Annotated in this window: 11 protein-coding genes; 7 read left to right on the top strand and 4 right to left on the bottom strand. The window is 69.2% G+C overall.

The annotated features are described in order from the left end of the window. Nucleotides 1-385 precede the first annotated feature (385 nt). On the top strand, nucleotides 386-1,213 hold the full coding sequence (gene fdhD / locus ALI22I_RS22025) for a formate dehydrogenase accessory sulfurtransferase FdhD (RefSeq protein ID WP_077007428.1): 828 nt from the start codon (nucleotides 386-388) through the stop codon (nucleotides 1,211-1,213). 5 nt (nucleotides 1,214-1,218) lie between these two features. Here fdhD and ALI22I_RS22020 read toward each other — a convergent pair whose 3' ends face one another. From ALI22I_RS22020 to sucC, 3 genes are read right to left on the bottom strand one after another with little or no spacing between them, the layout of a single operon-like run. After that, nucleotides 1,219-2,394: an HNH endonuclease signature motif containing protein gene (locus ALI22I_RS22020; RefSeq protein WP_179118308.1), complete on the bottom strand. Its 1,176-nt coding sequence runs from the start codon at nucleotides 2,392-2,394 to the stop codon at nucleotides 1,219-1,221. Nucleotides 2,395-2,439: 45 nt separating this feature from the next. Continuing rightward, on the bottom strand, nucleotides 2,440-3,327 hold the full coding sequence (sucD, locus tag ALI22I_RS22015) for a succinate--CoA ligase subunit alpha (protein ID WP_077007426.1): 888 nt from the start codon (nucleotides 3,325-3,327) through the stop codon (nucleotides 2,440-2,442). A 1-nt stretch (nucleotide 3,328) separates the two neighbouring features. Then, nucleotides 3,329-4,489, bottom strand: coding sequence for an ADP-forming succinate--CoA ligase subunit beta (sucC, locus tag ALI22I_RS22010; RefSeq protein ID WP_077007425.1), 1,161 nt, complete (start codon nucleotides 4,487-4,489; stop codon nucleotides 3,329-3,331). A gap of 214 nt (nucleotides 4,490-4,703) precedes the next feature. Here sucC and ALI22I_RS22005 point away from each other — a divergent pair, with 214 nt between their 5' ends. From ALI22I_RS22005 to ALI22I_RS21980, 6 genes are read left to right on the top strand one after another with little or no spacing between them, the layout of a single operon-like run. Next, nucleotides 4,704-6,470 carry a thiamine pyrophosphate-binding protein gene (locus ALI22I_RS22005; protein ID WP_083751923.1) on the top strand — a complete coding sequence of 589 codons (1,767 nt, stop codon included), beginning with the start codon at nucleotides 4,704-4,706 and terminating at the stop codon, nucleotides 6,468-6,470. 60 nt (nucleotides 6,471-6,530) lie between these two features. Continuing rightward, nucleotides 6,531-7,760, top strand: coding sequence for a formyl-CoA transferase (gene frc, locus ALI22I_RS22000; RefSeq protein ID WP_077007424.1), 1,230 nt, complete (start codon nucleotides 6,531-6,533; stop codon nucleotides 7,758-7,760). A gap of 27 nt (nucleotides 7,761-7,787) precedes the next feature. Further along, nucleotides 7,788-9,920, top strand: a complete 2,133-nt coding sequence (locus ALI22I_RS21995) for an acetate--CoA ligase family protein (RefSeq protein ID WP_077007423.1) — start codon at nucleotides 7,788-7,790, stop codon at nucleotides 9,918-9,920. A gap of 47 nt (nucleotides 9,921-9,967) precedes the next feature. Next, the gene (locus ALI22I_RS21990) at nucleotides 9,968-11,473 is read left to right on the top strand and encodes an Nramp family divalent metal transporter (protein ID WP_077007422.1); all 1,506 of its coding nucleotides are present in this window, start codon (nucleotides 9,968-9,970) and stop codon (nucleotides 11,471-11,473) included. After that, nucleotides 11,473-11,997 (top strand): hypothetical protein, encoded by a 525-nt coding sequence (locus tag ALI22I_RS21985; protein ID WP_077007421.1) that lies wholly within the window; start codon nucleotides 11,473-11,475, stop codon nucleotides 11,995-11,997. Before ALI22I_RS21990 ends, ALI22I_RS21985 begins: the two co-directional genes overlap by 1 nt. A 26-nt stretch (nucleotides 11,998-12,023) precedes the next feature. Next, on the top strand, nucleotides 12,024-13,004 hold the full coding sequence (locus ALI22I_RS21980; protein WP_077007420.1) for a TerC family protein: 981 nt from the start codon (nucleotides 12,024-12,026) through the stop codon (nucleotides 13,002-13,004). 57 nt (nucleotides 13,005-13,061) lie between these two features. Here the strand turns inward: ALI22I_RS21980 and ALI22I_RS21975 are convergent, their stop codons facing one another. Next, nucleotides 13,062-13,256, bottom strand: coding sequence for a hypothetical protein (locus tag ALI22I_RS21975; protein ID WP_077007419.1), 195 nt, complete (start codon nucleotides 13,254-13,256; stop codon nucleotides 13,062-13,064). Nucleotides 13,257-13,325: the final 69 nt, after the last annotated feature.

The raw sequence follows: 13,325 nt of genomic DNA, 5'->3' as shown, positions 1-13,325 counted from the left end.
CACGTCACGCCCGCGCACGGCTGCTGCCTGCTGGAGTTGGTGTCCACGTTGGCGGACGAGGAGTGGACGGACCGACCCGCGACCGTGCACCCGGTGCTGGCGGCGGTGGCCCGGTGTGTGAACGACTCGTGCACCGCCGCAGGCCGACGCGCGCTGCTCCCGTTCGCCGTGCCGCTGTTAGGAACCTCCGGAGCGCGCTGTACCCAGGCGATCGTCCAGCACTGTCTGAAAGCAGCCGGCCGGGAACCGACGTGGCGGACGCCGTGGTGGCCGACGTCGGCGGTCCACCGGGCGACCAGGACGGTGGCGGATCGAGCGGGGGACGAGGGACTGCGCCGGCTCCTGGCCGAGTGCATCGCGTTGTGCGAGACGAAGGAGTGTCCACATGGGACGGGTGACGAGCAGGCGGCGGGTCGTGCGGGTCGTGGACGGCGTCGCCGACGCCCGCGCGGACACGCTCACCGTCGAAGAGCCGCTGGAGATCCGGGTCGCCGGCAAGGCGTTGTCCGTGACCATGCGCACGCCGGGTGACGATTTCGACCTGGCGGCGGGGTTCCTGGTGAGCGAGGGCGTGGTGCGCGATGCCGACCACGTCAGCACGATCCGGTACTGCGCGGGCGCGACCGCCGACGGCGGCAACACGTTCAACGTGCTGGACGTCGGCTTGGCGGAAGGCGTGCCGCTGCCCGATCCGTCGATCGAGCGGAATTTCTACATGACGTCGTCGTGCGGGTTGTGCGGCAAGGCGAGCCTCGACGCGGTGCGCACGAGCGCGACGTGGCCGGTAGCCGACGACCCGCTCACCATCGACGCCGACACGCTGGCCTTGCTGCCGGACGAACTCCGTGCCGCGCAACGCGTCTTCGACCGCACGGGCGGCCTGCACGCGGCCGGCCTGTTCGACGCGGAAGGCCGTCTGCTGTGCCTGAGGGAGGACGTCGGCAGGCACAACGCCGTGGACAAGGTCGTCGGCTGGGGCATGCGGGAACGCGGCCTGCCGCTCACCTCCACCGTGCTGATGGTGAGCGGGCGGGCGTCGTTCGAGTTGGTGCAGAAGGCGGCGATGGCCGGAATCCCGTTCCTTGCGGCGGTATCCGCGCCGTCATCCTTGGCGGTCGACCTGGCCGCCGAGGTCGGCATGACCCTGGTCGGCTTCCTGCGCGGCACCACGATGAACGTCTACGCAGGCCGCCACCGCCTGATCGAACGCTGAGCCCGTCAGGCCGCGATGGCTACCGGTGGCCGGTGGAGGAGGTTCTGCCGGGGCAACTGGGCCGGGTCGACGTGGCGAGGTGGAATGAACACCGGCACTCCGCCGGTCATCGTGATCGACCATTGCGAGTGGTGGACCAGGCTGTGATGCGCGCGGCACAGCAACACGAGGTTGCCCAGGTCGGTATCGCCCCCGTCGGCCCAATGCCGCACGTGATGCGCGTCAGTCCATTTCGGCGGCCGAGAACACCCCGGAAAGGCACAACCCCGGTCCCGGGCGTGCAACGCCTTGCGTTGCGCCACATTCACGGTCCGTTTGGTCCGCCCCGGATCCAGGACTTCGGAGTCCCCGCCCATCACCACGGGGATGATTTTGGCGTTGCAGGCGATCCGCCGGGCCTGTGCCTCGCTCAGGTAGTGGTCGCCGTCGAGCACCGCGTGCCCCACGCCCCGCCGCAACGTCTCGAAATCCACCGTCACACTGATGTGCGGCCGTTCCCCCGCCTCCGACGGCAGGCGTTCATACCGCGAGGCCAAGCCGACGAGATCGCCGAAGGCCTCCCTCAACCGGTGCGCGCGATCTTTCGGACCGTCGGGACGCGGTTGTGACAACGGCTCAAGCATCGCCGTGAACCGCGCTCCGGTTTCCGCCGACAATTCGCCCCAGAATTCGACCCGGCCGCCGGGCAGGTCGCGGACGTACAACACGTCCGCGGGTTCGGCGGCCGGCTCGTCCAGCTCGTCGATCCCGTCCTGGTCGATTCGGTCGCGGATGCGGTCGGCCGATTGCCTGACCGATTTCGGCTCCAGTGAGAGCGCCGCGTCGACCAGGATCGGTTCCGAGTCGTCGGGGAGGCGCAACTTCGTGATCGCTCGCGTCAGTTCACGCAGGTGACCGTCCGACAGGTCGTGCTCGGCCAGCGCCGAGCCGGTCGCCGAGTGCAGCGGTCCCAGCGGTTGTCCGGTCGGGGTGATGACGGCATGAACAGGCTGACCTGCGCGGTCCACTGCTTCGCGTCCGCCGGGTTCGCCCTCGTCAACCGCTGGTAGGTGTCCATGTCCAGGCCGCGCCGCAACACTTCCGCCAATACCTGGAGGCGGCGCAGGTGGAATTCGCGCACGGACGCCTCGATGTCCGACGACGGCGGCGAACAAGCCGTCGTCGGACAACAGGGCGGGCACGGATTCCATGCCTCTTATTCTATTAGAACGGGCATTCGTGGAGCATCACTCGGTCAGGTGTATTTCGCGGAGCAATCGCGCCGTCTCACTGGGCGTTTTCCCGACTCGCACGCCCGCCGCTTCCAAAGCTTCCTTTTTCGCCTGCGCCGTCCCCGTCGAACCGGATACGATCGCACCCGCGTGCCCCATGGTCTTGCCCTCGGGCGCGGTGAAACCCGCGACATATCCGACGACCGGTTTGGTCACGTGCGAGCGAATATACGATGCCGCGCGTTCCTCCGCGTCACCGCCGATCTCACCGATCATCACGATCGCCTCGGTTTCCGGATCGGCCTCGAACGCGGCCAGCGCGTCGATGTGCGTCGTGCCGATGATCGGATCGCCACCGATCCCGATCGCGGTCGTGAAACCGATGTCCCGAAGCTCGTACATCAGCTGATAGGTCAACGTCCCCGATTTCGACACCAACCCGATCGGGCCCGGCCCGCAGATGTCGTCCGGGATGATCCCCGCATTCGACCGACCAGGACTGATCACGCCGGGGCAGTTGGGGCCGATGATCCGCGTCCGCCCACCGGCGGCGACCGCGTGCGCCCAGAACGCCGCCGTGTCGTGCACGGGCACGCCCTCGGTGATCACCACGGCCAACCCGATCCCCGCGTCGATCGCCTCGACCACGGCGTCCTTCGTGAACGCGGGCGGCACGAAGACCACGGTCACGTCGGCGCTCGTGGCCGCCATGGCGTCCGAGACACTCCCGAACACCGGCAGCACGTGACCGTCGAAGTCGACCATCTCCCCGGCCTTGCGCGGGTTCACGCCGCCGACGATCCGGGTCCCGGATTTGAGCATCCGCTTGGTGTGCTTGGCGCCCTCCGCGCCGGTCATGCCCTGGACGATCACCCGGCTGTGCGAAGTGATGAAGACGGCCATCTCAAACCCCCACGGCTGCGAGTTCGGCGGCCTTGTCGGCCGCGTTGTCCATCGTGTCGACCACGGTCACCAACGGGTGCGCCGCCTCGTGCAGGATGCGGCGGCCCTCCTCCACGTTGTTGCCGTCCAACCGCACCACCAGCGGTTTGGTGGCCGCGTCGCCGAGCAGGGTCAGCGCCGCCACGATCCCGTCGGCCACCGCGTCGCACGTGGTGATGCCGCCGAAGACGTTGACGAACACCGACCGCACGTCCGGGTCGTTGAGGATGATGTCCAGTCCGTCGGCCATCACCCGGGCGGACGCGCCGCCGCCGATGTCGAGGAAGTTCGCGGGCCGCACGCCGCCGTGCCGCTCACCCGCGTACGCGACCACGTCCAACGTGGACATCACCAGCCCGGCGCCGTTGCCGATCACGCCGACCTGGCCGTCCAGCTTCACGTAGTTGAGACCGCGGGCACGAGCCGCCGCCTCCAGCGGGTCCTCGGCCGACTCGTCCGCCAGCGCGGCGTGCGACGGGTGCCGGAACGCCGCGTTCCCGTCCAGCGTGATCTTGCCGTCCAACGCGATCACGTCGCCGGACCGCGTGAGCGCCAACGGGTTCACCTCGACCAGCGTGGCGTCCTCCGCCACGAACGTCTCCCACAGTCGGACGATCACGTCCGCCACCCGGTCGGCCACCGCGGGCGGGAACTTCGCCGCCGTGACGATCTCGTGCGCCCGAGCGAGATCCACCGACGACACCGGCACGCGGGCCAGCGCGTGAGGCCGATGAGCCGCCACCTCCTCGATGTCCATGCCGCCCTCGACGGACGCCATCGCGAGGAACGTCCGGTTCGCCCGGTCCAGCAGGAACGAGAAGTAGTATTCCGAAACGATCTCGCTGGCCTCGACCACGAGCACCTTGCGGACCACGTGGCCCTTGATGTCCAACCCGAGGATGTCGGAGGCGGCCTCCCGTGCCCCCGCCGGCGTGTGCGCGAGTTTCACACCGCCCGCCTTGCCCCGGCCGCCGGTCTTCACCTGCGCCTTCACCACAACGGTCCCGCCGATCGACGTCGCCGCGGCGCGCGCCTCGTCCGGTGTCACGGCGAGCACGCCGTGGGGCACCGGGACGGCGTGCGCCGCGAACAGATCCCTGGCCTGGTGTTCGTGCAGATCCACGGCAGAAGGTCCTCTCCGCGCGGTGGGGCGCCGACGGCGAGCGGCGGGGAGTCCCGCGGAACTTCCGGGGTTCCAGGCTCTGGACATCGGCGCGAACAAGGCGTAACTATATGGCTACCCCATACGGTATGCAATCTACAACCGGGCCAGTTCCAGGGTCGGAACCGACTCCTCAGGAGCGGAGCCGGCCGCGATCGAAGGAGTTGACCAGCACATGGCGCGGACAGCGACCGAGGCTGCGACGACCGAGGCTGCGACGACCAGGCCGGCGACGGGCGACAGCGCGGGGCCGGCAGGCGTTCCCGATGCGGGCCCGGAACTGATCTCCGGCGGGCACCTGGTGGCCAAGGCACTCAAGGCCGAGGGCATCGACACGATCTTCACCCTCTGCGGCGGCCACATCATCGACATCTACGACGGCTGCGTGGACGAGGGCATCGCCGTGATCGACGTGCGGCACGAGCAGGTGGCCGCGCACGCGGCGGACGCCTACGCCCGCGTCACCGGCAAACCGGGCTGCGCCGTGGTGACCGCCGGGCCGGGCACCACCGACGCGGTCACCGGCGTGGCCAACGCGTTCCGGGCGGAGAGCCCGATGCTCCTGATCGGCGGCCAGGGAGCGCTGAGCCAGCACAAGATGGGTTCACTGCAGGACCTGCCGCACGTGGACATGATGACCCCGATCACCAAGTTCGCCGCGACCGTGCCGTCCACCGCGCGGATCGCCGACCTGGTGTCCATGGCGTTCCGCGAGGCCTACAACGGCGCGCCCGGCCCGTCGTTCCTGGAGATCCCGCGTGACGTGCTCGACGCGTCGGTGCGACTGGACCAGGCGCGCATCCCGGAGGCCGGCCGCTACCGCGCCTCCACCCGCAACGCGGGCGACCCCAACGCGGTCGAACGGCTCGCCGACCTGTTGGTGCACGCGAAGAAGCCGGTCGTGCTGTTCGGCAGCCAGGTGTGGACCACGCGCGCCACCGACTCGGCGGTCGAACTCGTGCGGGCGCTGAACATCCCCGCGTACATGAACGGCGCGGGCCGCGGCACGCTGCCGCCCGGCGACCCGCACCACTTCCAGCTGTCCCGGCGCTACGCGTTCGACAACGCCGACGTGATCGTCATCGTCGGCACCCCGTTCGACTTCCGGATGGGCTACGGCCGCAGGCTTTCCGCGCAGGCCACGGTGGTGCAGATCGACCTGGACTACCGCACCGTCGGCAAGAACCGGGACGTCGACCTGGGCATCGTCGGTGACGCCGACCTGGTGTTGAGCGCGGTGACCCAGGCGGCGTCGGGCCGCACGGACACCGGCGCGGTGGCGCGCAAGCCGTGGCTGGAGGAACTGCAAGGGGTGGAGGAGAAGGCGCGCGCCAAGCGGTTGCCGCAGCTGCACTCCGACGCCACCCCGATCCACCCGTACCGGCTGGTGCACGAGATCAACGAGTTCCTGACCGAGGACTCGATCTACATCGGCGACGGCGGCGACATCGTCACCTTCTCCGGCCAGGTGGTGCAGCCGAAGTCGCCCGGCCACTGGATGGACCCCGGTCCGCTGGGCACGCTCGGCGTCGGCGTGCCGTTCGTGCTGGCGACCAAGCTGGCCCGGCCGGACAAGGAGGTCGTGGCCCTGTTCGGCGACGGCGCGTTCAGCCTCACCGGCTGGGACTTCGAGACCCTGGTGCGCTACAACCTGCCGTTCGTCGGCATCGTCGGCAACAACTCGTCGATGAACCAGATCCGCTACGGCCAGGCGCAGAAGTACGGCGTGGCGCGGGAACGAGTCGGCAACACGCTGGGCGACGTCCGCTACGACGAGTTCGCCCGGATGCTCGGCGGCTACGGCGAAGAGGTGCGCGACCCCAAGGACATCGCGCCCGCTCTCCGGCGTGCGCGCGAATCCGGTCTGCCGTCGTTGATCAACGTCTGGGTGGACCCCGACGCGTACGCGCCGGGAACCATGAACCAGACCATGTACAAGTAACGCTCTGGTTATGCGACAAGGAGTTTCCTCGATCCCAGCGAGCAAGAAGGAGGACGTGCAATGGGCAAGGCTCTCGATGGCGTCCGGGTCCTGGACCTGACGCATGTCCAATCCGGACCGTCGGCGACGCAGATCCTGGCGTGGCTGGGCGCCGACGTGATCAAGGTGGAGGCGCCGGGCCGGGGCGACATCACCCGCGGGCAGCTGCGCGACCTGCCCGGGGTGGACAGCCTCTACTTCACCATGCTGAACGCGAACAAGCGCAGCATCACGCTCAACATGAAGAGCGACGAGGGCAAGGCGGTCTTCGGCCGGCTCGTCACGTCGGCCGACGTGCTGGTGGAGAACTTCGGGCCGGGCGTGGTGGACCGGTTCGGCTTCACCTGGGAGCGGCTCCAGGAGCTCAACCCCGGCCTGGTGTACGCGTCCATCAAGGGCTTCGGCCCCGGCCGGTACGCCGATTTCAAGGCCTACGAGGTCATCGCGCAGGCCATGGGCGGCTCGATGAGCACCACCGGTTTCGAGGAGGGCCCGCCGCTGGCGACCGGCGCCCAGATCGGCGACTCGGGCACCGGCATCCACCTGGTGGCGGGCATCCTCGCGGCGTTGTTCCAGCGCACGTCCACCGGCCGCGGCCAGCGCGTGCAGGTGGCCATGCAGGACGCGGTGCTCAACCTGTGCCGGGTGAAGCTGCGCGACCAGCAGCGGCTGGCGCACGGCCCGCTGGTCGAGTACCCGAACGAGAACTTCGGCAACGAGGTGCCGCGCTCGGGCAACGCGTCCGGCGGCGGGCAGCCCGGCTGGGCGGTGCGCTGCGCGCCCGGCGGACCCAACGACTACATCTACGTGATCATCCAGCCGGTCGGCTGGAAGCCGATCACGGACCTGATCGGCAAGCCGGAGCTGGCCGACGACCCGGCGTGGGCCACACCCGAAGCCCGGCTGGACAAGCTGGACAAGGCGTTCGCGCTGATCGAGGAGTGGACCGAGCGGCACACCAAGTGGGAGGTCCTGGACGCGCTCAACGCCCACGACATCCCGTGCGGGCCGATCCTGTCCACCCGGGAGCTGATCGAGGACGAGACGCTGGCCGAACTCGGCACGGTCGTCGAGGTCGAGCACCCCGAGCGCGGCGCCTACAAGACCGTGGGCAGCCCGTTGAAGCTCTCCGACTCCCCGGTGGACGTGCGGCGGTCGCCGTTGCTGGGCGAGCACAACGGCGAGGTGCTGGCCGAACTCGGCTACCCGCCCGAGCAGTTGGAGCGACTCAAAGCCATCGGCGCCATCTGACACCCCTCGAATCTTCAAGGAGACGTCATGCCGGACTACGACCGGGCAGCGGTCGAACGGATCATCGCGGCGGTCACCGCCGAGGGGCGCGACTCGCTGACCGCGCCCGAGGGCAGGCTGGTCTGCCAGGCCTACGGGATCGCGACCCCGGCCGAGGGCCTGGCCGCGTCACGGGACGAGGCGGTCGCGCTGGCCGGGGACATCGGCCTGCCGGTGGTGCTCAAGATCGTCTCGCCGGACATCCTGCACAAGACCGAGGCGGGCGGTGTGCTGGTCGGCCTGCGCACCGCCGAGGAGGTGGCGGCGGGTTTCGACACGATCATCGCCAACGCCGTGGCCTACAACGCCGACGCGGACATCGTGGGCGTCCAGGTGCAGCAGCTGATGACCTCCGGCCAGGAGGTGATCATCGGCGCGACCACGGACGAGACGTTCGGCAAGATCGTCGCGTTCGGGTTGGGCGGCATCCTGGTCGAGGTGCTCAAGGACGTCACGTTCCGCCTCGCGCCGACCACCGCGGACGAGGCGATGTCCATGGTGGACGGCATCGCCGCGGCCGAGGTGCTGCGCGGGGTGCGCGGCGCCCCACCGGCCGACCGGGACGCCCTCGCCGACTTGATCCGGCGGGTCGGCGACCTGGTCACGGACTTCCCGGAACTCGCCGAGGTGGACCTCAACCCGGTGCTGGCCACACCGGACGGCGCGACCGCCGTCGACGTGCGCATCCTGGTCGACCAGGAGGCCGCGCGCGAGCCGGTCCGGTTCAGCCAGGAGGAGATCCTGGCCTCGATGAACCGGATCATGAAACCGGCCGCGGTGGCGGTGATCGGGGCGTCCAACGAGACCGGCAAGATCGGCAACTCGGTGATGCGCAACCTGGTCAACGGCGGCTACCGGGGCGAGATCCACCCGATCAACCCCAAAGCGGACGAGATCATGGACCGCAAGGCGTTCCGCAGCATCGCCGACGTGCCCGGCGATGTGGACGTGGCGGTGTTCGCCATCCCGGCCAAGTTCGTGCCGGCCGCGTTGGAGGAGGTCGGCGCGAAAGGCGTGGCGGGCGCGATCCTCATCCCGTCCGGTTTCGGCGAGACCGGCAACCACGAGTTGCAGGACGAGGTCGTGGCCATCGCTCGCAAGCACGGCGTGCGCATCCTGGGGCCGAACATCTACGGCTACTACTACACACCTGAAAACCTTTCGGCTACGTTCTGCACCCCGTACGACGTGAAGGGCGGGGTCGCCCTGTCCTCGCAGAGCGGGGGCATCGGCATGGCGATCCTCGGGTTCAGCCGCTCCGCCCGGATGGGCGTGTCCGCCATCGTCGGCGTGGGCAACAAGGCCGATATCGACGAGGACGACCTGCTCACGTTCTTCGAACAGGACGACAACACCCAACTCATCGCCATGCACCTGGAAGACCTCAAGGACGGTCGCGCGTTCGCAGAAACCGCCAAACGGGTGTCCCGGCAGAAGCCGGTCGTGGTGCTCAAAGCTGGCCGCACCGCCCAAGGCGCGAAAGCCGCGAGCTCCCACACCGGCGCGCTCGCCGGCAACGACAAGGTCTACGACGACATCCTGCGGCAGAGCGGCGTCATCCGGGCGCCCGGTCTCAACGACATGCTGGAGTACGCGCGCGGCGTGCCCCTGCTGCCCGCACCCCAGGGCGAGAACGTCGTCATCATCACCGGCGCGGGCGGCTCCGGCGTGCTGCTGTCCGACGCCTGCGTGGACAACGACCTCACCCTGATGGAGATCCCGGCCGACCTCGACGCGGCGTTCCGCGAGTTCATCCCGCCGTTCGGCGCGGCGGGCAACCCGGTCGACATCACCGGCGGCGAACCGCCGTCCACCTACCGCAACACCATCGCCCTCGGCCTGCAGGACGAGCGCGTGCACGCGCTGATCCTCGGTTACTGGCACACCATCGTCACACCGCCCATGGTGTTCGCCGAACTCGTCGTCGAAGTCGTGCAGCACTACCGGGACAAGGGCATCCACAAGCCCGTCGTCGCCTCGCTCTCCGGCGACGTCGAAGTCGAAGAAGCCAGTGAACACCTGTACCGGCACGGCATCGTGGCCTACCCGTACACCACGGAGAAGCCGGTCGACGTGCTGGGCGCCAAGTACCGCTGGGCCCGGTCCGCCGGGCTGCTGTGAAGGGGGAGTAACGCCCGAAGAAGCAGTAACTCACCGGGAGGTCCGTTGTGGATATACCCAACTCACCCGCCGAACCGCGGTCGGGCGCGGACGTCACCACGCCTCCGCCGGAGGAACGCGTGTGGCGGGCGGGGCGGCTGGAAGCGATGCCCATCAGGAAACTGCCCGACGCCCCGCCGTCCATCCACATCCTGGGCCCGACGGTGTTCCTCGTCGCCCTCGGTGTGGGCATGGGCGAGTCCTACATGTGGCCGCGGCTGGTGCTGCTGTTCGGCCCGGAGATCCGATGGCTGTTCCTCATCGGCGTGACGCTGCAGGCCGTCGTCATGCTGGAGATGGCCCGCTACGCGATGGCCACCGGTGAGAGCATCTTCTTCGGCGCGGCCCGCGTGTTCAAACCGATCATGTGGTTCTTCTTCACCGTCGCGATCCTGGTCTACATCTGGCCCGGACACCTCTCCGCGGGCGCGGCCGCGCTGGAGGAGCTGACCGGCATACCGTGGACGGTGTCGGCGTGCGTCGGCCTGATCCTCGTCGGCGTCGTGTTCAGCCTCGCCAAGGTGATCTACAACCTGCTGGAGAACGTGCTGTCCCTCCTCATCGGACTGCTCGTGGTCGGCACGGCGGTGGTCGCGTCGATGGTGGGCACCTGGACCGACGTCGTGTCCACCATCACCGGCATGTTCCACTTCGGCTACCTGCCGGCCGAAGCGCTCAGCGCCGCCTGGTTCCCGATCATCGTCGGCTCCATCGCGTTCGCCGGACCGTCCGGCATGCAGCAGATGTGGTACACGCTGCACCTGCGCGACAGCGGCGCCGGCATGGGCGCCCACATCCCCCGCATCCGCGGTCTGCGGCACGCGGGGGAGGAGGAGGCGATGCCCTCCCGCGGGTTCATGTTCGACACCCAGGACCCGGACGAGATGGCCAAGTGGCGCGGCTGGCGGCGGTGGGTCACGTTCGACGCGCTGCTGCTGTTCTGGGGAGTCACGATGCTCGTCACCGTGTCGTTCACCGTGCTGGCGCAGGCGGCCAGCCGGACCAGCCCGGACGTCAAGGCGCTGTTGCAGGCGGGGGAACGGGAAGCCGCGCTCAACGCCATGTCCGAGTCGTTCGCCGCGGCCGGCGGTCCCGTGCTCGGAGGGCTGTTCCTCGGGTTCATCGCGCTCATCGGCCTCAACGCCACGCTCGGCCTGTTCGACTCGTTCTCCCGCGGCCAGGCGGACATGACCTACCACTTCGTGCCCGGTGCGAAGCGGTTCCGCATGTCCCACCTCTACGCCGGGTTCCTGTGGGGCGTCATCGCGTTCGGCATCGTCATCCTGCTGTTCGGACCCGCCGAAGGACCCGGCGCGATCCTCGACATCCTCGCGTTCCTGTCCACGTTCGCCATGGGCGCCTACTGCGTGGTCCTGCTGCTGGTGAACAACCGGATGCTGCCCAGACCCATCCGGCCCAAGCTGCTCACCAACCTGATCATCGGTTTCGGCGCGGTGTTCTACCTCGGCATGCTGCTCTACAGCCTGCTCCGCTTCGGTGTGGTGGTGGGCTGATGAAGGATCGGTTGCAGCTCACCGTGCCCGGCGCGGTGGTCGGCGCGGTCGGCGGGTTGGTCGCGGGCGTGCTGGCGGCGTTCGTCGGCCAGCCCTACGGGTGGGCGGCGGCGACGGCGCTCGCCATGGCGGTGCCGCTGGGTCTGCTCGGCGGCGGTTTCGGCCTGCTGGTCGGCACCGGGCGGTTCCGGCTCGGCGTGTTCGCGCCGGCGGCCCTGTACTGGCTGGTGGGTTTCCCGTCAGCCCGGCTGGTGGCCGAGACGTCGACGGGGTTCCTGCTCGGCGGCGGGTTCACGCCACCCGCCGATATGCCGGGTTTCCTGGCCTACCAGGGGATCGTCAGCTTCGGGTGGTCCATCGGCTTCCTGTGGCTGCACGAGCGGATCGCGCCACACTGGCTCGACAAAGTGCGTTCGGGGAACGTGTTGGCGCAGCACTGGTACGAGCGCTACGTGACGCACGCCCGCGTGGTGCGGGAAGCGTCGGCCCGCGCGCGACGGAGGCGTGCGGCCACGACGAAGTGACCGGCTAGCGAAGGGGGCTCCCACACATGGCCATCCCCACCTGGGTCTGGATCGCCACGATGAGCGGGATCGCCGCGGTGATCGCGTTCGACTTCTACCTCGTGGCGCGCAACCCGCGTGACCCGTCGTTCCGGGAATCGCTGGTGTCGGTGTCGGTGTACGTCGGGCTCGCCATCCTGTTCGGCCTCGGCGTGCTCGTGTTCGCCGGTCCTCGCTACGGCGGCGAGTTCTTCGCCGGGTGGATCACCGAGTACTCGCTCAGCGTGGACAACCTGTTCGTGTTCGTGCTGATCATGGGCAGGTTCGCGGTACCACACGAGTACCGGCAGAAAGTGCTGATCGTCGGCGTGGTGCTGGCCCTGCTGCTGCGCGCGGTGTTCATCGCGGTCGGCGCCGAGGCGATCGCCCGGTTCGACTGGCTGTTCTACGTCTTCGGCGCGTTCCTCATCTTCACCGCGTGGAAGATGCTCAAGGAGGGACCGGCCGCCGACGAGGGCGAGTTCCCCGAGAACGCGGTGCTGCGCGCGGTGCGCCGCGTGCTGCCGACCGCCCCGCGGTACGACGGCGCCGCGCTGACCACGCGGGTCGCCGGGAAGCGGCTGGTCACGCCGATGCTGATCGTGATGGTCGCGGTCGGGACCACGGACCTGCTGTTCGCGGTGGACTCGATCCCGGCGATCTTCGGCCTGACCAAGGAGCCCTACCTGGTGCTCACCGCCAACGCGTTCGCGCTGATGGGGTTGCGCCAGCTGTTCTTCCTGGTCGGCGGTCTGCTCGACCGGCTCGTCCACCTCGGCAAGGGTCTCGCGGTGATCCTCGCGTTCATCGGGGTGAAGCTGATCCTCGAAGCACTGCACCACCACGGCGTCGCGTGGGCGCCGGAGATCCCGATCCTGCTGTCGCTCGGGGTCATCGTCGTGGTGCTGCTGATCACGACCGCGGCAAGCCTGCTCGCTTCGCGCCAGGCCCGGCTGCGGAGCGAGCAGGAGGGCGCTGCCGGGTCGTGAGCCGGGGAGCCGGGCGGTGCTGTGGGCGTCGTCCGGCTCCCTCGCGGGGGCCTGCCATCAGGAGACCGTCGTGGTCTCTTCGCCCTTGCTCCGCTTGTCGTCCAGGTACTGCTCGATGCCCGCGACGGCCTGGTCGGTCTCCTGGCGCTGGGCGTCCAGCGCGGTGTCCAGGCCGAGGCCGATCCGCCTGCCGTCGGCGGAGAACCCGGCGGGCCGGGTCAGGGCGTGCTTGAGCTGCTGCCAACCAGGCATGGTGCTACCTCTCTTGCTCTTCGGATTGTGGTGGAGCGCCTTCGCCGTCGGAGGCGACTCCAGTAGAAC

It is taken from the genome of Saccharothrix sp. ALI-22-I (assembly GCF_001984175.1).
Lineage (GTDB): Bacteria > Actinomycetota > Actinomycetes > Mycobacteriales > Pseudonocardiaceae > Actinosynnema.
The sequence above is the reverse complement of the archived record's forward strand: the minus strand, read 5'-3'. Positions and strand labels throughout refer to the sequence as shown.